Below are 20,615 nucleotides of genomic sequence, written 5' to 3' on the forward strand. Positions count from 1 at the left end.
CGGGCCCTAGGGGGCCAACCGCCTGGGCTTCTCCAGGGAATTGTTGTGCTTGAACGACCCGATCAGGAGGTTGGCGTCCTCCTCCACCTGCCCGGTGTCCAGCACCTCGCTGCCATTCCAGAACTTCTTGTTCAAGTAGTTGACCTGGTAGCCGGCCAGCTCAGGGAAGCTCTTCAGCACGGCGAAGACCAGGTGCACCAGGGGGTCGCTGGTGGCGTTCTGGATGGCGGTGGCCTTGTTGAGCAGGAGGTTGTTCTCGTACCGGTTGAGCATCCGGGAGTAGAAGAGGATCTTCCCGTTGAAGGTGATGTGCGAGCCGTCGGTGGCGATGACGAAGACCTTGCCGCCGGCGGTGACGTCGAACTTGAACTCGGCGCCCCGCTTGAAGGCGGTGAGCAGGCTCTGGAACTTGGGGTGCTTGATGTAGGAGACCCCGTAGTCGATCTTCTTGGGGGCCAGCTTCAGCTCACCCTCGGTGGGGCCGTACATCATGTGGTTGTAGCGCATGGCCTCCAGCCGCTCCTCGGCTGTCTGGCGCTTTTCCTTTTCCTTCTTGGGAGCCTTGGGCGCTGCGGTCATCGCGTTCCTTCTCTTCAGTGGTGGGCCGGGGCCGGAGCGCCGGGGGCGGGCATGTAGTCGACCTTGCGCCCGAAGACGAGCCAGAGGCCGAACAGGGCCTCGATGGCCACCCCGAAACCCCGCAGGAGCCCCAGGGAGCCCTGGAACCATTCGTATCCGTGACTCAGCACCCCGGCCAGGATCATGGCGGCGCCGTAGGTGACCAGGAACCCACCCCAACGGGCTGCCCAGGCGGAACCGGGACGCACCTCGGACGGCAGGGCTTCCCGGGGCTCGGACAGTTCGCCCAGGAGCTGGGTGCCCTGGAAGAGCAGGATGGCGGCCAGGACATACAGGGAGATGTAGAACAGCATCACGAACTCCTCGATCCCTACAGGAATAGCACGGAACGGGCCTTCCTAAACAAAGTCCTTGACCCAATCAATCGATTGATTAACATGATCAAAGGTTGTTCATCCGATTGATTAAATTTTCTTGAGGGACCCATGACGCACCCCGAAGTCGAACCGTCCTCCCGGATCCGCCTCCTGGAAGCAGCCATCCTGTGTTTCGCGGAAAAGGGGTTCGACGGCACGGGCATCCGCGAGATCGCCCGGCGGGCCAAGGCCAACTCCGCCCTGGTCCAGTACCATTTCGGCGGCAAGACCGGCCTGTACGCCGAGGCCCTGAAGCACATCTTCTCCTCCCGGCCCCCCATGCCCCCCCCGCCCTCGGCGGGCGCCGACGTGCCTGCCGCCAGGCGAATGGCCATCCAGGCTCTGGGCGACATGATCCAGGGGCTCATGAACGAGCTCATGGCCTGCTCGGACGGTTCCGAACTGGACCAGGCCTGCCTCGTTCTCGTGACCCGGGAGCTCCAGGCGCCCCGGCAGGACGTGGCGGACCTCATCCTGGAGCACCTGCGGCCCACCACGGACCACATGCTGGCCTGCATCGCGATCCTTCGGCCCGACCTGGACCGGCTCCGGGCCCTGGAGTTCATCCACAGCATCTTCGGCCAGATCGTCCACCTCCACACCAACCTCAAGCTGATCCGCCTGGTCCGCCAGGAGCCCGACTACCCCCGGGACCTCACGGCCATCGCCCGCCACATCACCGAATTCAGCCTCCGGGGCCTCGCCATCCCCGAAGCGTTCCCAGGAGCATGACCATGGTGTTCTTCCCCCCCGCGGCCGAAGTGGCCCAGCTTCCCCCCACCCCGCCCCAGGCCCCGCCCCTGGCCCTGGACCTGGCCGGAGCCCTGTCCCGGGCCCGCGCCGAGAACCCCATGCTGCAGGCCTCCAAGGCCCGCGTGGCCGAACGGCGCGGGCTCATCACCTCCACCCGGGCCGACGCCCTGCCCCAGGTGTCCCTAAACGGCGATTTCACGCGGGTGCGGGACGTGTCCCTGCTCAACAGCAACCTGGGCGGCGTGGTGGGCGCCTTCGGCATGGAGCCCTCCAGCCTCGTGGCGCCCACCACCCTCTACACCACCCAGGCCACGGTCTCCCAGCCCCTCTTCTACTGGGGCAAGCTGGGCACGGCGGTGAAGATCGCCAAGATGGGCGAAAAGGAAGCCTCCTACGCCTACACCACCGCCGAACTCGACACCCTCCACGGCGTGGCCAAGGCCTACATCGGGGTGCTGGCGGCCCAGGCGGAACTGGAAGTGGTCCAGACCCGCCTCAGGACTGCCGAGCAGTTCCTCAGCGACGTGAAGGCCAAGCTGGAGGCCCAGAGCGCCACCGAACTGGACCGGCTGCGGGCCGAAAGCGAATACCTGGGCGTGGTGCCCGAGAACCTCCAGGCCGAGGCCGGGTACAAGCGCGCCATGGAACTCCTCAACGGGCAGCTGGGGCTGGATCCCCGGACCCCCCTGAACCTGGCCGACCCGGGCGCGCCCGACACGAACCTCCCCGCCGCCGCCGGCGAGCGCAGCGAGATCTCCCAGTTCAAGACCCAGGAGGCGATGTACCGCGCCAACGACCAGATCATCAAGTCCGACCTGAGGCCCAAGTTCGACTTCAACGCCTCGTACGGCTACCAGGCCAACAAGACGCCCAACCTCTTCCACGAGCCCTACGACACCTGGCGCGTGAACGTCACCATGAAGTTCCCCGTCTTCGACGGGCTGCGATCCTCGGGCAAGCGCGCCCAGAACCGCGCCCAGCTCGAGCAGGTGGCCCAGGCCCGCATCGACAAGGAGCGCGCCATCGCCGTGGAGCGCAGCAGCGCCGAACGCGAGATGCAGAAGGCCCTGGCCTTCCACCAGGCCGCCAAGTCGGCCTACACCGCGGCCCTGGAGGCCCTCCGCACCAGCCGCGAATCCTTCGACCAGGGCCTGATCACCTCCCTGGACCTCCTCCAGGCCGAGCGCGCCGAACGCCAGCAGGAGAGCCAGCGCCGCCGCGCCCAGCTGGGCGTGTGGACCGCGCTCTTCGACTACCGCCGCTCCTGCGGCCTCCCTCCCCTTTGATCGTCCCGGACCCCACGAGGTAACCCATGAGCAGCCCCAGAATCATCGTCTACGCGGTCCTCTCCGCCGTTCTCATCGCCGGGACCATCACCGTCCACCAGTACCGCAAGCGCGCGGAGATCGCCCGCCAGCGCGCAACCAAGCAGGAAGGCCTGGTGCCCGTCACCCTCACGGCGGTGGAGAACCACCCCTTCCGCGGGGCCATCGCCTTCACCGGCACCCTCCTGGCCGTGAACCGCGCCGAGCTCAAGGCCGAGGTTTCCGGCCGGGTCACCCGCGTCATCGTGCAGGAGGGCGACCGCGTCGGCGCCGGCGCCGTGCTTTCCGCCCAGGACGAGGACGACCTCCTCCTGTCGGTGCAGGCCGCCGAGGCCCAGCTGGCCCAGGCCCAGGCCCAGGCCCAGCAGGCCAGGCGCGACAACGACCGGGCCCAGAGCCTGCTGGAGAAGCGCAGCGTCACCCGCCAGTCCGCCCAGCAGGCCGAAACCAACTTCAACGCCGCCATGGCCATGGCCCGCGCCGCGGAAAGCAACCTGGGGCTGGCCAAGAGCCGCCTGAGGAAGTCGCGCATCACCTCCCCCTTCGCCGGGGAGGTGGCCCAGCGCCTCATCCAGCCCGGCGAGATGCTCTCGCCCGGCCAGACCGCGTTCACCGTGGTGGACAACCGCAAGCTCGAAATCCAGGCCGACCTGCCCGCCGAGGCCGTGGCCGCGGTCCGGCAGGGCATGAAGGCCTCCTTCCGCATCGCCGGCTTCGACCAGCCCTTCGAGGCCACCCTCACCCAGGTGAGCGGCTCGGTCATGCAGGACGGCCGGACCCTGCGGGTGCGCATGGAGGTGCCGAACACCGACGGCCGCCTCAAGAGCGGCCTGTTCGCGGAGGGCGTGATCCTGGGCGAAGGCGAAATCCAGCGCCCGGCCCTGCCCAGCGCCATCCTCACCGCCGTGGGCCGCGACGCGGACGTCTTCGTGAACGAGAACGGCGTCGCCCGCCGCAGGCGGGTGCTCGTGGGCCCCGACCAGGGCGGCTGGCGCACCGTGGACGGCCTCCCCGTGGGCAGCAAGGTGGTGGCCCAGGGCCGCGACCTGGTGGCCGACGGCACCCGCCTGCAGTTCGAAACCGAAAAGGGGAAGTGAGCCATGTTCCTTTCCGATCTTTCCATCAAGCGGCCGGTGCTGACCACCTGCGTGATGCTCGCGCTCGTGGTGCTGGGCCTGTTCTCCATCAAGGGCCTGGGCCTCGACAGCTTCCCCAAGGTCGACATGCCGGTGGTCACCATCAGCGTCATCTACCCCGGCGCCAGTCCCGACGCCGTGGAGCAGGACGTCATCAAGAAGATCGAGGAGGCCGTCAACCCCATCGAGAAGGTGCGGGAGATCAGCTCCACCAGCCAGGACGGCCTGGGCACGGTCACCATCGAGTTCGAGATCGAGCGCGACGTGGACAAGGCCCTGGACGACGTGCGCTCCAAGGTGGGCCAGATCCGGCGCAACCTGCCCGACACCATCAAGGAACCCATCATCCAGAAGTTCGACCCCGCCCAGCTCCCCGTGCTCAGCCTCATCGTCAAGCCCGACGCCAAGCACAAGGACATGAGCAACCGCGAGGTCACCCGCATCGCCGACGAGTTCCTCAAGCGCCGCCTGGAGAACATCCCCGGCGTGGGCAAGGCCGAGGTGGTCGGCGGCTCCACCCGCAACATCCTGGTGCAGGTGGACCCCCAGAAGCTCGAGTCCCTGGGCCTCACCCTGCCCCAGGTGATGAGCGCCCTGGGCCAGGACACCATGGCCGTCCCCAGCGGCAACCTGCTCACCGAGACCCGCGAGATCAGCGTGCGGGTCGACGCCAAGGCCCGGCGCGTGGAGGACTTCAACAACGTCGTCGTGGGCAACCAGAAGGGCCGGCCCATCGAGCTGCGCGAGGTGGCCACCCTGGTGGACGGCATCAAGGAGAAGCGCACCCTGGCCCGCATGGACGGGGTGGACGCCGTGGCCCTGGAGATCCAGAAGCAGATCGGCGGCAACACCGTCGCCATGGTGCGCCGCGTGGACGCCGCCGTGGAGCGCCTGCGGCCGGACCTGGAGAAGATGGGCGTCACGACCGTCAAGGCCAAGGACAACTCCAAGTTCATCAATGATTCCGTAGACGACGTGGTGCTCTCCATCGTCCTGGGCGGCATCCTCACCGTCATCATCGTCTTCTACTTCCTCAAGAGCTGGCGCTCCACCATCATCACCAGCCTGACCCTGCCCGTGTCGGTCATCAGCACCTTCACCATCATGAAGGCCATGGACTTCACCCTCAACACCATGACCCTCATGGCCATCTCCCTGGCCATCGGCATCCTCATCGACGACGCCATCGTGGTGCGAGAGAACATCACCCGCCACGCCGAGATGGGCAAAGACCACATCACCGCCGCCCGGGAGGGCACCGCGGAGATCGGCCCCGCCGTCATCGCCACGACGCTCTCCATCCTGGCCGTGTTCATTCCGGTGGCCTTCATGGGCGGCATCGTCGGGCGCTTCTTCTTCTCCTTCGGCATCACGGTGGCCTTCGCCGTGGCCGTGTCGCTCTTCGTGAGCTTCACCCTGGACCCCATGCTCAGCGCCGTGTGGCCCGATCCCGAGCACGAGAAGGGCTACCAGGAGTCCCACCACGGCCACCGCCGCTTCATCATGAAGACCGTCGACTGGTTCAACGACAAGCTGGACGGCTGGGAGAAGAGGTACACGTCGGCCATCTCCTGGGCCATGGACCACCGCTGGACCGTGCTGGGCATGGGCGCGGCGAGCTTCGCCCTGGCCGTCATCCTCATGCCCCTCCTGGGCGGGGACTTCATGCCCGACTACGACCGCGGCGACTTCCAGGTGGGCTTCAAGGTGGAATCCGGCGCCAGCCTGGAGGCCTCCCGGCGCAAGGCCGCCCAGCTCGAGCAGATCATCGCCTCGAAGACCGACGGCACGCAGAACCACGAGATCGAGCACGTCTACACCACCATCGGCACCGGACTCAACGGCACCATCACGGAGGGCTCCATCTACGTGAAGCTTTCCGAGGGGCGCCGCCGGGACATGATGTACATCCGCCGGGAGCTCCGCGACCGTTTCCGGGCCGTGCCCGGGGTCGAGACCGACATCTCCGCCGTCTCCGACTTCGGCGACAGCAAGCCCATCGCCCTGGCCGTCATGTCCCCGGACCGAAGGTCCATGGAGCAGGCCGAGCCCATCGTGCTGGAGGCGCTCAAGAACGTGGACGGCGTGGTGGACGTGGCCAGCAGCAAGGACAAGGGCAAGCCCGAACTGCGCCTGGCCGTGGACCGCCGCAGGGCCTCCGACCTGGGCGTCTCCCCCATGGCCGTGGCGAACCTGGTGCGCCCCCTGGTGGACGGCGTGGACGTGGCCAAGTTCGAGGACCCCGGCACCGGCGAGCAGTACGACGTCACCGTGCGCCTCTCGGACGTCAACCGCTCCCGCGGGGACCTGCTGGAGTCCATGACCGTGGGTTCCACCAAGAAGGACAAGGCCGGCAACAACCTGCAGGTCAAGCTCAGCAACGTGGCCCGCTTCGAGGAGACCACCGCCCCCTCCAAGCTCCAGCGCCGCGCCCTGCAGTCCCAGATCCTCATCTCCACCAATAAGGAGGGCCGCTCGCTCAACGAAGTGGTGGCCGACGCCAACCTTAAGCTGTCCTACCTCAAGTTGGCGCACAAGCTCCCCGAGGGCGTGGAGGTGGCCTTCACCGGGTCCGCCCGCAACAACAAGGAGACCGCCGGCTACATGGGGACCGCGATGCTCATGGCCGTGGCCTTCATCTACTTCGTCCTGGCCAGCCAGTTCGAGAGCTTCAAGCTCCCCATCACCATCATGCTGAGCCTCCCGCTGTCCATGGTGGGCCTGGTCATGATGCTGCTCATCACGGGCGATGCCCAGAGCATGATGACGAGCATCGGCCTCATCCTCCTCATGGGCCTGGTCACCAAGAACGCCATCCTGCTGGTGGACCGCGCCCTGCAGAACATGCGGGAGGGCGGGATGAGCCGGAGGGACGCCCTCATCGAGGCGGGCACCACCCGCCTGCGCCCCATCCTCATGACCACCTTCGCCATGGTGGGCGGCATGCTGCCCCTGTTCCTGGCCCTGGGCGCCGGCGCCCAGATGCGCGCCCCCATGGCCCGCGCCGTGGTGGGCGGCATCATCACCTCGACGCTGCTCACCCTCATCGTGATCCCGGTGTTCTTCGACCTGCTGGACGCGTTCACCTGGAAGAAGGCCCGGGCCAGGATCCGGGACCGGATCCGGGACCGGATCCGGCGGTAGGACGGGAAAAGGGGTCCTCACAGAATTGAGTGAAGTCCTCGACCCACACTCACTCTGGCCTCCTCTTGGAAAGGGGCTTGGGACGGGTGGTCGAAGGCCGTCCTGGTCCCGTCATCGAGGCTGTTAGAAACGAAAAGCCTTGTCGCCGAGGCGCCGAGGCGCCGGGGTTCGCCGAGAAAAGATCATCTTTTATTCGGCGATCCTCGGCGTCTTCGGCGCCTCGGCGATAGGCTCTTCGATGGAATTTGCTGGATTCACCGGGTAACAGGTCGGCAGCAACAGATTTCAGGCATCCTGGGTTTGTCGAGAACCCGAGATAAAGAAGGCTGCTACCAATTTCTTCATTACGGCGTGAGAGGAAGAATTTTTGGCGGTATAAAGCAGTATGACCTCCTGTGCTTCTGGCTCCTGCTCACGCGCTGCATGCAAAGCCCACGGGCAGCCAAGATTCCCTTTTACATCGGCGAGAAGAGGTGGCCTGTGATGTCGTGTGCAGGAAGGGGCCTGTTGCCAATCCTAACCACCATATGCCTCAGCGCGGCACCACAATCCACTCGCTCAGTGAATCCTGCCGCCCAAAAGCTAGTGGACGAACTCTACCGGGAAAAGGAGAATCCCAAAGCGGAGACATGGTCTCCGACCGTAAAGAAGCTCATTGCTCTTGGTGAGGCTGCCGTTCCAACCCTGGAAAAAGGTATGCATTCTGGCAATGATTATGTTTCCAATAGTTGCGTCACGGCACTTGAAATGATTGGGGGATCAGCCGTCGATGTCTTCATTCGGACTTTGGTCTCGAAAACCCCAAGGATGAGGAAAAGGGGTCTTCTGGGGCTCGCCTTCGTAGACAACAGGACACCCTCGGAATCCATCAAGGTGCGAACAACCTTGATGCCACTGGTCCATGCCAAAGATCCTGAGACGCGCAAATGGGCCGTGTACGGGCTTCAGCGGTTCCGTGAACGGGAAAGCGTTTTGCTCATTGTTAGGGCGCTTCAAGACCCGTCCGCTATTGTCAGAAGGGAGGCGGCCTTGGCGCTGCGGTCCACCAAGGACGACTTCGCAGGACCAGCCCTCATCAGGGCTCTCGAAAGCGATGACCCCGAACTGCGGTCGGATGCCATCTGTGCCTTGGGATTTCGCCACAGGGATCCTGGGGCCTTCCAGGCCCTGCTGCGACACCGGACCGACCCTTCTCCTAAGGTGCGATGGATGATCGTCAACTACTTGGCGAACTTCGGCGGCAAGCGGTCGATGAAATACTTGGCCCTCTTCTTGGGCGACAACGAGTCCTGTGAATTTGGCAATCCCTCTGAAGCAGCGGCGAGCATCATCAGTGGCATGATCGGCATGAAACTGAACCATTCCCAGGAAAGTGTCGAGAGGATCAGGCGCTGGTGGGAAGCCATCGGTTCGCCCAGGTACGGCGGCCTCGAAGTACCTGACCCATGTGGCCAATACCCGCCACCCTTTATTCCTTCGCGGATTCTTCCTGAGGGATGGGAGTTCCTTTTTGCTGAATACTGCCCAGCCCCGCCAGGTTGGACTTCCAGCGTGAAGGACATTCCGGTTGACCAGGATGGGGCCTGTCGCCACTACCGCTATTGGTTTCCGGTAACTCCGGACCCTGAGAGCACTGCACCCTATTTCGACATCTATCTGGCTCCTCTTTCCTGGTCCGGTGAAAGCCGATCTGGAGCCACCCGGATTATGAACGGAGAGTTGGCGTTCGAACCTCCGGCCAATGGCCAGGAGGCAGCGTATCCCCACGAAGCCCGATTCATCGGGAAGTCAGGGCACGACTTCGTGTTCTGGTACTCAGATCGACTGGGCACATGGGAGACGGCCCCCGCAGACTTCAGGGAATATCTCAAAGCCAAGTAAGGAGGACTGGAGCCTCCGCATCCCATTCATGACAGGCAAGGAGGGCGGCTGGGGCCGCCCTCCAAAGGGGAATCCTAACTGAACTGCCTAACCAGTCCACCGGGACTTTTTCCTGCGCCGAAGCCGGTCAGGCTTCGATGCGCGTCCCAAGCACCTTCAGGAACTTGGCGATCCAGTCCGGGTGGGCGGGCCAGGCGGGGGCGGTGACGAGGTTGCCGTCCACGTGGGCCTTGTCCACCGGGATGTCCACGAAGGTCCCGCGGGCCTCGGTCACCTCGGGGCCCACGGCCGGGTAGGCGGTGCAGGGACGGCCTTCCAGGACGCCGGCCGCGGCCAGGATCTGGGGGCCGTGGCAGATGGCGGCGATGGGCTTGCCGGCCTTGGCCATGGACCGCACCAGGTCCAGGACCTTGGGGTTGAGGCGCAGGTATTCGGGGGCGCGGCCTCCGGGAATGACCAGGGCGTCGTAGTCCTCGGCGCGCACGTCGGCGAAGGCGGCGTTCAGGGTGAAGCGGTGGCCGGGCTTCTCGGAGTAGGTCTGGTCCCCCTCGAAGTCGTGGATGGCCGTGCGCACGAAGTCCCCGGCCTTCTTGTCCGGACACACGGCGTGGACCGTGTGGCCGACCATCAGGAGCATCTGGAACGGAACCATCACTTCGTAGTCCTCGACGAAATCGCCGACGAGCATCAGGATCTTCTTCGCTGCCATGGGAGCCTCCGGAATGGGCGGGAACCGCTGACGAATTCTAGCTCCGGATGGTCAAAATCCGCACGCAAAAAGGCCGGCTCAGGGAGCCGGCCTCGACGGGAAGGGGAAGGTCCTAGGGCAGAACGGTGAAGGTGTCGGCGCTGGTGGCCGAGGAGCCGTAGGCCGTGAAGGTGACGACGCCCGTGGTGGAGCCGGCGGGCACGACGGCGGTGAGGGTGTTGGGGCCGGTCACGATGAAGCTCGCGTTCGGCCCGCCACCGAAGGTCAGGGTGGAATTCCCGGAGGAGCTGGGGTCGGAGAACCCCGTCCCGGTGATGGTGATCGTCGCGCCCACCTTGCCGCTGAGGGAGGACAGGGCCGTGATGGAGGGGGTCACGTAGAACGTCGACGGGGAGGAGGTGGATCCCAGGGCGTTGGTGACGGAAATGAACCCGGTGGCTGCGGCGGTGGGCACCGTCACGCTGATGGTGGTGTCGTCGGTCACGGTGAATTCGGTGGCTTCCGCCCCGCCCACGGTGACGTTGGTGACCCCGGTGAACCCGGTGCCGGTGAGGGTCACGCTGTCGCCGACGGCGCCCTTGACGCTGCCGACGCTGGTGATGACCGGCCTGTTGACGGCGTCCGGGACGAAGGTGAAGTTCGAGGAACTGGTGCAGGTGAGGCCGTTGCTGGCCACGGTGATGGCCCCGGTGGCCGAGCCCGCCTTCACGTTGGCCTTGATCGTGTTCGAGTCCACGACGATGAAGCTGGAGGGGACGGCATTGCCGAAGGTGACCTGGGTGGCGCCCGAGAACCCGGTGCCGGTGAGGGTGACCAGGGTGCCCGCGGGCCCCGAGGCGGGGGTGAAGCCCGAGACGGTGGGCGTCACCAGGAAGCGCGAGGCCGAGGTGGCCGTGCCCAGCACGCCGGAGACCTGGATGAAGCCCGAGGCCGCGGCCGCGGGAACCTGGATGCTCATGGCCGTGTCGCTGGTCACGGTGAAGTAGGAGCTGATGCCGCCGATGGTGGCGCTGGAGACGCCGGTGAAACCGGAGCCCGTCAGGACCACGTAGTCGCCGGTCCCGGCCTGGCTGGGCGAGAACGAGGTCAGCACCGGCGCCTCGACGCCGCCGCTGGAATAGGTGAAGGCGGGCGAAGTGGCGGTGAGCTGGACGCCGGCGGTGTTGGTGGTGACGGTGATGGGGCCGGTGCTGGAGCCCAGGGGCACCACCGCCTGGATCTGGGTGGCGCTGTTGACGTAGAAGTTGGCCGCGGGGCCGCCGCCGAAGTTGACGACCTGCGCCCCGGTGAAGCCGGTTCCCGTGAGCGTCACCGTGGTCCCGGGGCTGCCGCTGGTGGGGCTGATGGCCGTGATGGTGGGGATGACGTTGAAGGTGGAGGTGCTGCCGCCGCTGCCCAGGGAGTTCACCACGCCGATGACGCCCGACATGGCCCCATCGGGAACCTTCACGGTCATCGAGGTGTTGCTGTGCCGCTTCCATTCCGCGGAGACCCCGCCGATGCTTACGCTCGTGGTCCCGTCGAAGCCCGTGCCCGTGAGTTCCACGGAGGAGCCGGTGAGGCCCTGCGACGGCGTGAACGAGGTGATGACCGGGACCGACGAGGCCGCGGGATCCTTGCTCTTGCTGCACCCCAACGCGCCCACGAGGCAGGCGACCGTCACCATCGACCAGCAGTATCGAACGACCATTTCCGTGATCCTTGCGAAAAGGAGACCACTCCAGGAAGGGGAGAGGCCCTGGAATGTGCTGAAAAAATTGACAACCCCAAGGAAGGTTAGCGGTTCGACCCGAAGGGGGTCAAGGGTCCAGGGGCTCGGCCAGAAGCCGGAGGAACTCCTCGCCGTACGTCTCCAGCTTTTTGGGTCCAACCCCACTGATAGCCATCATTTCCTGCGGGGTGAGGGGCTTGAACCGGGCCATCTGGTGAAGCGTCGAATCGCTGAAGACGATGTAGGCGGGGAGGTTCCTCCGGTCCGCGATCTGCTTGCGCAAGGCCTTGAGTTTCAAGAATAAGCCCGCATCTCCCTCGCCGGTTCCGGGCGAGGCGTCCGCGGGGGGCGGAAGCGGAAAATTTCCCTTGGGAACCTTTGCCTTCCTTCCCGCACGGGAGGCGCCGAACGCCGCCGCCAGCGGGATTTCGGCCAGCACGTCCCTCCCCGTGCACGCGTCGCAGGAGCACCCGCACGCCTCGATGCGTTCGCCGAAGTGCCCCACCAGCGCGCGATGGCGGCAGGAGCGCGTCTCCGCGAAGTCGTACATGGCGCGGATCTGCTTTTTCTGCACCGAAGCCACGGCGGGATCCAGGCCGTCCAGGAAACGCTCCAAGCTCATGACGTCCGCCCAGGAGTAGAAGAGGACGCAGTCCGCGTCCGCGCCGTCGCGCCCGGCGCGGCCGATCTCCTGGTAGTAGCTTTCCAGGCTCTTGGGCAGGTCGCGGTGGATGACGTAGCGGATGTTGCTCTTGTCGATGCCCATGCCGAAGGCGATGGTGGCGGTGACCACGTCCACGTCATCCCGGCGGAAGGCCTCCTGGGCCGCCTCCCGCGCCTGGGCGTCCAGGCCCGCGTGGTAGGCCAGGGCGCGCACGCCGCGGCTGCGCAGGTAGTCGGCGGTGGACTCGGTGGATTTGCGCGACAGGCAGTAGATGATCCCGCTCTGCCCCGGCCGGGCCCGCACCAGGTCGAAGATGGCCTCCCGCACCTCCGGGGCGTCCCCGCCCTTCTTGATGGCGTGGAGCCGGAGGTTGGGGCGGAAGAAGGAGCCCAGGAAGTCCAGGGGTTCGTTCATGCCCAGCTGGGCGATGATGTCCCGGCGGACCTCCGTGGTGGCCGTGGCCGTCAGGGCCAGCACCGGCAGGTGGCCGAAGCGCGCCTTGAGCCCCGCGAGGTTCCGGTAGGCGGGGCGGAAATCGTGGCCCCAGTGGCTGATGCAATGGGCCTCGTCCACGGCGATGAGTCGAAGATCCAAGCGATCAAGCAAGGGCCCCACGCTCTGCTCGATGCCCTCGGGCGCCGCGTACACGAGTTCATACTCGCCCCGGTGGAGCTGGCGAATGCGTTCCAGGCGCTCGCCGGGTTCCAGGGAGGAATTGAGGAAGGTGGCCCGGAGGCCCGCATCCACCAGGGCGTCCACCTGGTCCTTCATGAGCGCGATCAGCGGCGAAATGACCAGCGTGGTTCCGCCCAGGAGCCGCGCCGGCAGCTGGTATGTGAGGGACTTCCCGGCCCCCGTGGGCATCACCGCGAGGCAGTCCCGGCCGGACATCACCGCGCGGATGACCTCCTCCTGCCCCGGCCGGAAGGTGTCGAACCCGAAGACCGACTTCAGCCGGGCCTTGAGGTCGGGTTCGCCCTTGAGGGCCTCGGCGATCTCCTTGAGGGTCCCGATGGACCCCGCGTCGAAGATGTCCGGTTCGGTGCGGTAGCGGCTCCGCAAGGCTTCCAGGGACTGCCGGCACGCGTCCCGCTCCCCGGATTCGAACAGGAGGCGAAGGGTCTGAATGGCTTTTTCAAGGGGCATGGACCACCGGGCAGGGTTCCATTGTCGGGCCTGGGGCCCCGGATGCCAAATGCCGGCCCCGGCGCCCATTCATGTTCACGGCTTCTTCCTTGGGGCACACTGGTTGCATGAGCAGTCAAGACCGCGCCACCCTGAACGACCTCCTCCGACCGCTGGACCCGGGGGGCCTCGAACAGGCCGGCTCGCGCCTGCGGTGGACCTCCCCCACGGCCCTGGCCCTCATCCTGGCCCGCTGGACCGCCGGGGACGGGCGCCAGAAGACGCTTTGGGTAGACGCCCCCACCGAACTGGAGGCCCAGACCCTCGCCCACGACCTGGCCGTGGCCCTGCCCGACGCCCGGGTGGCCCACTTCCCGGGCTTCGCCCCCTTCGCCGGCGGCGAGTCCAGCCCACCCTTCGTCGTCACCCGGGACCGCCTGGCAACCCTGGTGGGCCTGCTGGAGCACCGGGTGCAGGTCCTGGTGACGGGACCCCTGGCCGCCCTGGAGCGGCTGCCCCACCCCACCTGGTTCCAGCGCCAGAGACTCGAACTGGCCCAAGGCACCGAGGTGCCCCGGGAACTGCTCCTGGAGACCCTGGTGGCCCTGGGCTACCGCCGCACGGAACTGGCCGGGAGCCCCGGCGAATTCAGCGCCCGCGGCCTGGTGGTGGACCTGTGGCCCGACCACCTGGACATGCCGCTCCGCCTGGAGTTCTTCGGGGACGAGCTCGAGCGGCTCAGCCCCTTCGATCCCGACACCCAGCGCCGCGGCGGCGAAGGGCTCCAGGCCATCACGCTCTACCCCCGCTTCGAGGGCGAGCGCGGCGAAGGCGCGCCCCTCATGGCGGCCGTGGAGAGCCGCGCGGGGCTCACCCCCGAGCCCGAGGACGACCTGGAGTTCCGACGCTCCCGCCTGGCGACCCACGGCCACTTCCCGGGCGAGGAGCTGTTCTACCCCATGCTCGCCCAGCCCAAGGGGCAGCTGGCGCACTGGGTCCCCCCCTGCCTCCGGGTGCGCCTGGAGCCCCAGTGGGAGGAGGCCGTGGCCGACCGGGAGCGGGCCCGCATCCAGGAGAGCCTCGCGGTGCTGCGCCGGGGCGGCGTGGTGTGTCCCGAGTTCGAGGACCGCTTCCTGGCGACCGATCCCAGCCGCACGACCCTCCTGCTCACGGAGTGGCAGAGCGAGGCCACCGTTCCCCTCCAGGCCACGCCCCCGCGGGAGTTCCACGGGCGGCTCGGGGACCTGGCGGAGTACCTCCAGGAGCTTGCCCTCTCGGGCCACCGGATCTTCCTGGCCGGGTCCACCCCGGGCATGCGCGACCGGTTCGGGGAGATCCTCCAGGAATACGAGCTGCCGGTCTCCTTCGGCACCCAGGCCGGGTGCCGCGCCGTCCACCTTCCGCTGTCGGCCGGCACCTTCCTGAAGGAGCCCCGCCTCCTGGTGCTCACCGAGCGCGAGGTCTTCGGCCGCAAGGCCCTGGCCGCTCCCCCCAAGCGCAGCCGCTCGGCGCCCTTTCTGTCGGACCTGCGCGACCTCAAGCCCGGGGACCGGGTGGTGCACCTGGACCACGGCATCGGCGAATTCATGGGCTTCACGGCCCTGAACATCGGCGGGGAGGAGCAGGAAGTGGTCCAGCTCCGTTACGCCGACGGCGGCAAGCTCAACGTGAGCCTGGAACGGGCCGACCTCATCCAGCGCTTCGTCTCCCCCGACGGAGGCCTGGCACCCCTGGACAAGCTGGGCGGCGCCTCCTGGGCCAAGGTCAAGCGCCGGGCCAAGAAGGCCATCCGCGACATGGCCGAGGAGCTGCTCAAGCTCTACGCCCAGCGCAAGCTGGAGGCGGGCCACGCCTACCCCCCGGACGGCCCCGAGATGGCGGAGTTCGAGGCCACCTTCCCCTTCGAGCCCACCCCCGACCAGATCGAAGCCACCGAAGCCATCAAGGCCGACCTGGAGCGCCCCGTGCCCATGGACCGCCTCCTGTGCGGCGACGTGGGCTTCGGCAAGACCGAGGTGGCCATGCGCGCCGCCGCCAAGGTGGCCCTGGACGGCAGGCAGGTCGCGGTGCTGTGCCCCACCACCATCTTGTGCTTCCAGCACTTCCGGACCTTCAAGGAGCGCTTCTCGGCCTTCCCCATCCGCATCGAGATGCTCAACCGGTTCGTGGACGCCGCCGAGGCCAAGGCCATCCTCCAGGACGTGGAGGCCGGGAAGGTGGAGATCGTCATCGGCACCCACCAGCTGCTGGGCGCCCGGGTGAAGTTCAGCGACCTGGGCCTGGTCGTCATCGACGAGGAGCAGCGCTTCGGCGTCAGCCACAAGGAGCGGCTGAAGAAGATGCGCGCCAACGTGGACGTGCTGGCCATGAGCGCCACGCCCATCCCCCGCACCCTCCACATGAGCCTGACGGGACTGCGCGAAATGAGCCTCATCGAGACCCCGCCCAGGAACCGCCTGGCCATCGAGACCGTGGTGGCCCCCTGGTCGGACGAACTCATCGCCACCGCCATCCAGTTCGAGCTGCGCCGGGGCGGCCAGGTGTACGTGGTGCACAACCGGGTGGACTCCATCGTCACCGTGGCCGCGCGCATCCGGGAGCTGGTGCCGGACGCCCGGGTGGGGGTGGGCCATGCCCAGATGACCGACGAGGCCCTGGAGGCCGCCATGCTGGGCTTCATGGAGGGCCGCATCGACGTGCTGGTCGCCACCACCATCGTGGAGAACGGCCTGGACGTGCCCAACGCCAACACCCTGATCGTGCACCGCGCCGACACCTTCGGCCTGTCCCAGCTCTACCAGCTCCGGGGCCGCGTCGGCCGCAGCGACGTGCCCGCCTACGCCTACCTCCTCATCCCGGGCAAGGGCGAGATCAGCGAGGACGCCCGCAAGCGCCTGCAGGCCCTGGAGGACTTCTCGGAGCTGGGCTCGGGCTTCCGCGTGGCGGCCCAGGACCTGGAGCTGCGCGGGGCCGGCAACATCCTGGGCGGCGAGCAGTCCGGCCACATCCACGACATCGGCTTCGAGCTCTACATCAAGCTGCTGGAGGAGACCCTCCAGGAGCTCCAGGGCCAGCCCAGCGGCACCTTCGAGGTGAAGATCGAGCTGGGCGGCGCCCAGCTCTCCCGCCTCTGGGTGGACCAGGCCGCGGAGCGGCTCGTGGCCTACAAGCGGGCCTCGCGCCTGCGCACCGAACGCGACCTGGAGCTCTACCGCCTGGAACTGGAGGACCGCTTCGGCCGGATTCCCGAGAAGGACGAGGAGAGCGCGCGCTTCTTCGAGCTCCTGCGGGTGAAGATCCTCGCCCAGGCCCTGGCCGTGGGCGAGGTGTCGGCGGAAAAGGGCCGGCTCAAGCTGCGCCTGAGTCCGATGACCCCCGTGGACCCCGGCAAGCTCATGGCCTGGGTGCGTCAGCAGAAGGGGGGCCAGTTCAACCCCGACGGCACGGTTCTCGTGGCCGCCCCGGCCCCCGGGGACGCCACCATCCGGCTGGCCCAGGAGATCCTGGCGGCCTGGGCCAGTTTCTAGCTATTCGAACCTCAGGGCCCGCACGGTGTTGGCCGCGGGCGCGGGCATCGCGGGCCTCCCCGCGGCCTTGGCGTCCTTGTACTCGAGCTTCTGGTTCGGGGGTGCCACCCTGCGGATGCCGGGGAGGAAGGGCCTCACGAACGTCACCGTGTGGGGCGACGTCAGTTGCACCGCCGCATCGGACAGGCCTTTGGCTTCCTCCTCGGGGACGAGGTTGAGCGTGGTCAGGGCGGGCCCCCCCGGGACGCCGCCGTGGGTCACCTCCAGGGTGCAGAGGTCCTCCCTTTGGCCGTCGAAGATCCGCGCGCGGCGCGTGCCCTCCGTCACGAAGTTGATCTTCTTCTGCTCCTTGGGCTTGATGCACAGGGGATCCGTGGGGTCCAGCTGACCATCCGGGCCGTACCAAACCAGCGTCCAGGGGGCATCCGTCCGGTTGTCGAAGGTGATTTCTTCGGCGGCAAGAGGTGCGCCCAGGCTGAGGGCAATGATCGACAGGGCTGCCGAGCGAAACGGGGATATGCGCATTTGAGTTCCTTTAGCGGGGCCGACGGGCCCAACTATGAATGGCTAGTTGCACCCATGGGTTCCCCGGGCAAGATCCCCCGCCTCTCCGCACGGGCGGCAGGGAGCCGCGGATGCAGGACATGCCCCGCCCGGAGCCGAATTCTAAAGGTGGCCCGCGCCCTCCCGCTCTGACAAAATAAACACTTTAGGATTCGCCACATGCAAGAGATGGACAAGGCCTTCGATTTCAAGACCGCCCAGCACCGCTGGTACGAGCAGTGGGAAACCTCCCGCATCTTCGAGGCCCAGCCCGCCAGCGGCAAGAAGCCCTGGTCCATCGTCATCCCGCCCCCCAACATCACGGGCAACCTGCACATGGGCCACGCCCTGGTGTTCACCCTCCACGACATCCTCACCCGCTTCAAGCGGGCCCAGGGATTCGACGCCCTCTGGGTGCCCGGCGTCGACCACGCCGGCATCGCCACCCAGGTGGTGGTGGAACGACAGCTCAAGGAATCCGAGGGCAAGACCCGGCACGACGTGGGCCGGGAGGCCTTCCTGGAGCGCCTCTGGTCCTGGAAGGACGAGAACCAGGGCGCCATCGAGAACCAGCTTCGCCGGCTCGGGGCCTCCGTGGACTGGACCCGCAAGCGGTTCACCATGGATCCCGACCTCAACCGCGCCGTGCGCAAGGTCTTCGCAGCCTCGTACAAGGCGGGCCGCATCTACAAGGGACCCCGCATGATCCAGTGGGACCCCGCGAGCCAGACGGCGCTCTCCGACCTGGAGGTGAAGTACGTCGAGCGCCACGGCAAGCTCTGGCACCTGCGCTACCCCCTGGCCGACGGCAGCGGCTTCGTGGTCGTGGCCACCACCCGCCCCGAGACCATGCTGGGCGACACGGGCGTGGCGGTGCACCCCGAGGACGAGCGCTATGGCCACCTGGTGGGGAAGATGGTCCGGCTGCCCCTCACCGACCGGGAGATCCCCGTGGTGGCCGACACCTTCGTGGATCCCAAGTTCGGCACGGGCTGCGTGAAGCTCACCCCCGCCCACGACCCCAACGACAACGCCGCCGGCAAGCGCCTGGGCCTGCCCAGCATCACCGTCATCGGCTTCGACGCGAAGATGACCGCCGCGGCCGGACCCGCCTACGCGGGCCTGGACCGCTTCGACTGCCGGAAGAAGGTCATCCACGACCTCGAGAAGCTCGAGCTCATGGAGAAGATCGAACCCTACACCCACCAGGTGTCCGTGAGCGACCGCAGCGGCGCCGTGCTGGAACCCCTGGTGTCGGAACAGTGGTTCATGAAGGTGGACGAGGCCGCCGCCAAGGCCCTCGCCTCCGTGCGCGACGGCCGCATCCGGTTCACCCCGGAGCGCTGGGCCGGGGTGTGGGAACACTGGCTGGTGAACATCCAGGACTGGTGCATCTCGCGCCAGCTTTGGTGGGGCCACCGCATCCCCGCCTGGACCTGCGACGCCTGCGGCCACCTCAACGTGGAGGAGGACGCCCCGGCCGCCTGTGAGAAGTGCGGCTCCACCGCCCTCACCCAGGACCCCGACACCCTGGACACCTGGTTCTCCTCGGCGCTCTGGCCCTTCAGCGTCTTCGGCTGGCCCGACGAGACCGCCGACCTCAAGCGGTACTACCCCACCAGCGTGCTCATCACCGGCTACGACATCCTCTTCTTCTGGGTGGCGCGCATGGTCATGGCCGGTCTCACCTGGACCGACGAGGTGCCCTTCCGGGACGTGTACTTCAACGCCCTTGTGCGCGACGAGCACGGCGCCAAGATGTCCAAGAGCAAGGGCAACGTCATCGACCCCCTCCAGACCATGGACGACTACGGCACGGACGCCCTGCGCTACTCCCTGGCCGCCATGGCCGCCCCCGGCACCGACATCTCCCTTTCGGTATCCCGCCTGGAGGCCAGCCGCAATTTCTGCAACAAGCTCTGGAACGCCGCGCGGTTCGTGCAGATGAACCTCACCCCCGACGTCACGCTGGACGTGGTGCCCGAATTGGGCGAGGCGGAGTTCTGGATGATCCGCCGCCTGCGGGAGAGCCTGGGCCAGGCCACCCGCGCCATCGAGGAGTTCCGCTTCCACGAGGCCGCCGAGACCCTCTACCACCTGGTGTGGGACGACTTCTGCGCCACCTACATCGAACTGGCCAAGGTCACCCTGCAGAACGGCACGCCGGCCCAGAAGGCCGCCATCCTCCACTTCCTCGACATCCTCCTCCGCGCCCTGCACCCGGTGGTGCCCTTCCTCACCGAGGAGATCCACGCGGCCGTCCTGGACGGGCGACTCCCCCAGGGCGAACCCGCGCTCCTCGCGGCCCGCAGCTGGCCGCTGGACGACCCCCTCCTGCGGGCCGAGGGCGGCGATCCCGACCTGGTGCCCCGCTTCCAGGAGGTCCTCACGGCCCTCCTGCGCCTCAAGGCCGAGAACGGCGTGGACCCCGCCCGGCGCGTGCACGCCTTCTGCACCCTCAGGGCCCTAGAACCCTTCGCCGAGGGGCTCAAGAGCATCGCCCGGCTGGAGTCCGTGACCTTCCCCGAAGGCGACATCCACGCCCCCACCCGCGCCGTGGGCGTGGTCACCGGCGGCACCGTGGCCCTGGAACTGGCCGGCCTCAAGGATCCCGCCGCTGAAAAGGCCAAGCTGGAAAAGGAGCGGGACAAGCTGGAGAAGGAACTGGAATCCTCCCTGGCCCGCCTTGCCGACGAAGCCTTCGTCACCAAGGCCCCCGAGGCCGCCGTGGCCAAGATGCGCGCCGGCGCCGCGGAAAAGCAGGCGAGGCTGGACAAGATCAGGGAACTGCTGGCGATCTAGAAGAGGTTCTTTTTTTTCCTCTGCGAGCCTCGGCGAGTCCTCTGCGCCTCGGCGACAACGTCGTTTCACGGATGCTCCGGCGCAAGGGTCCGATGCGCCGGCTCAACCATGAAAAGGATTTAACGCGGAGGCGCTGAGGGCTCGCAGAGGATCGCTGAGAAAAGCATTCAAAGGCAGGCTTGGCACACCTTCGCCCTCCACCCGCCGGGCCAGGGACGGCGTTCGCCGATGGAGGCCCGGAATTGGCGGAATCATGCACCCAGGTCCCCCCCAAAGGCCTACCCTGGAAGCCCAAGGTGA

Annotated in this window: 13 protein-coding genes; 7 read left to right on the top strand and 6 right to left on the bottom strand. The window is 67.2% G+C overall.

Annotated features, from left to right (window positions below; translation table 11 throughout):
- Positions 1 to 6: 6 nt before the first annotated feature.
- A complete protein-coding gene (locus ACZ5LB_RS12200; RefSeq protein ID WP_464602497.1) occupies positions 7 to 579 on the bottom strand; it encodes a hypothetical protein in 573 nt (190 codons plus the stop codon).
- Between the two features lie 14 nt (positions 580 to 593).
- Positions 594 to 932, bottom strand: a complete 339-nt coding sequence (locus ACZ5LB_RS12205) for a hypothetical protein (RefSeq protein WP_464602498.1) — start codon at positions 930 to 932, stop codon at positions 594 to 596.
- Positions 933 to 1,064: 132 nt separating this feature from the next.
- Here ACZ5LB_RS12205 and ACZ5LB_RS12210 point away from each other — a divergent pair, with 132 nt between their 5' ends.
- From ACZ5LB_RS12210 to ACZ5LB_RS12230, 5 genes are all read left to right on the top strand, one after another.
- Positions 1,065 to 1,727: a TetR/AcrR family transcriptional regulator gene (locus tag ACZ5LB_RS12210; RefSeq protein ID WP_464602499.1), complete on the top strand. Its 663-nt coding sequence runs from the start codon at positions 1,065 to 1,067 to the stop codon at positions 1,725 to 1,727.
- Positions 1,728 to 1,729: 2 nt separating this feature from the next.
- Positions 1,730 to 3,034, top strand: coding sequence for a TolC family protein (locus tag ACZ5LB_RS12215; protein WP_464602500.1), 1,305 nt, complete (start codon positions 1,730 to 1,732; stop codon positions 3,032 to 3,034).
- Between the two features lie 26 nt (positions 3,035 to 3,060).
- The gene (locus ACZ5LB_RS12220; RefSeq protein WP_464602501.1) at positions 3,061 to 4,170 is read left to right on the top strand and encodes an efflux RND transporter periplasmic adaptor subunit; all 1,110 of its coding nucleotides are present in this window, start codon (positions 3,061 to 3,063) and stop codon (positions 4,168 to 4,170) included.
- A 3-nt stretch (positions 4,171 to 4,173) separates the two neighbouring features.
- The gene (locus tag ACZ5LB_RS12225; protein WP_464602502.1) at positions 4,174 to 7,353 is read left to right on the top strand and encodes an efflux RND transporter permease subunit; all 3,180 of its coding nucleotides are present in this window, start codon (positions 4,174 to 4,176) and stop codon (positions 7,351 to 7,353) included.
- Between the two features lie 585 nt (positions 7,354 to 7,938).
- A complete protein-coding gene (locus tag ACZ5LB_RS12230) occupies positions 7,939 to 9,234 on the top strand; it encodes a HEAT repeat domain-containing protein (protein ID WP_464602503.1) in 1,296 nt (431 codons plus the stop codon).
- 127 nt (positions 9,235 to 9,361) lie between these two features.
- On the opposite strand, the gene ACZ5LB_RS12235 is transcribed toward ACZ5LB_RS12230, so the two are convergent.
- The 3 genes from ACZ5LB_RS12235 to ACZ5LB_RS12245 all read right to left on the bottom strand — a co-directional run bounded on the left by ACZ5LB_RS12235 (position 9,362) and on the right by ACZ5LB_RS12245 (position 13,464).
- Positions 9,362 to 9,943 carry a DJ-1/PfpI family protein gene (locus ACZ5LB_RS12235; RefSeq protein ID WP_464602504.1) on the bottom strand — a complete coding sequence of 194 codons (582 nt, stop codon included), beginning with the start codon at positions 9,941 to 9,943 and terminating at the stop codon, positions 9,362 to 9,364.
- A 112-nt stretch (positions 9,944 to 10,055) separates the two neighbouring features.
- Positions 10,056 to 11,633, bottom strand: a complete 1,578-nt coding sequence (locus tag ACZ5LB_RS12240) for a beta strand repeat-containing protein (protein ID WP_464602505.1) — start codon at positions 11,631 to 11,633, stop codon at positions 10,056 to 10,058.
- Positions 11,634 to 11,742: 109 nt separating this feature from the next.
- Positions 11,743 to 13,464: a RecQ family ATP-dependent DNA helicase gene (locus ACZ5LB_RS12245; RefSeq protein ID WP_464602506.1), complete on the bottom strand. Its 1,722-nt coding sequence runs from the start codon at positions 13,462 to 13,464 to the stop codon at positions 11,743 to 11,745.
- 107 nt (positions 13,465 to 13,571) lie between these two features.
- On the opposite strand from ACZ5LB_RS12245, the gene mfd reads away from it, so the two are divergent.
- Positions 13,572 to 16,970, top strand: a complete 3,399-nt coding sequence (gene mfd / locus ACZ5LB_RS12250; protein ID WP_464602507.1) for a transcription-repair coupling factor — start codon at positions 13,572 to 13,574, stop codon at positions 16,968 to 16,970.
- Here the strand turns inward: mfd and ACZ5LB_RS12255 are convergent, their stop codons facing one another.
- On the bottom strand, positions 16,971 to 17,495 hold the full coding sequence (locus ACZ5LB_RS12255) for a hypothetical protein (protein WP_464602508.1): 525 nt from the start codon (positions 17,493 to 17,495) through the stop codon (positions 16,971 to 16,973).
- A gap of 198 nt (positions 17,496 to 17,693) precedes the next feature.
- On the opposite strand from ACZ5LB_RS12255, the gene ACZ5LB_RS12260 reads away from it, so the two are divergent.
- Positions 17,694 to 20,315 (top strand): valine--tRNA ligase, encoded by a 2,622-nt coding sequence (locus tag ACZ5LB_RS12260; protein ID WP_464602509.1) that lies wholly within the window; start codon positions 17,694 to 17,696, stop codon positions 20,313 to 20,315.
- The last annotated feature ends 300 nt before the right edge of the window (positions 20,316 to 20,615 follow it).

The organism is Mesoterricola sp. MK458 (assembly GCF_055384935.1).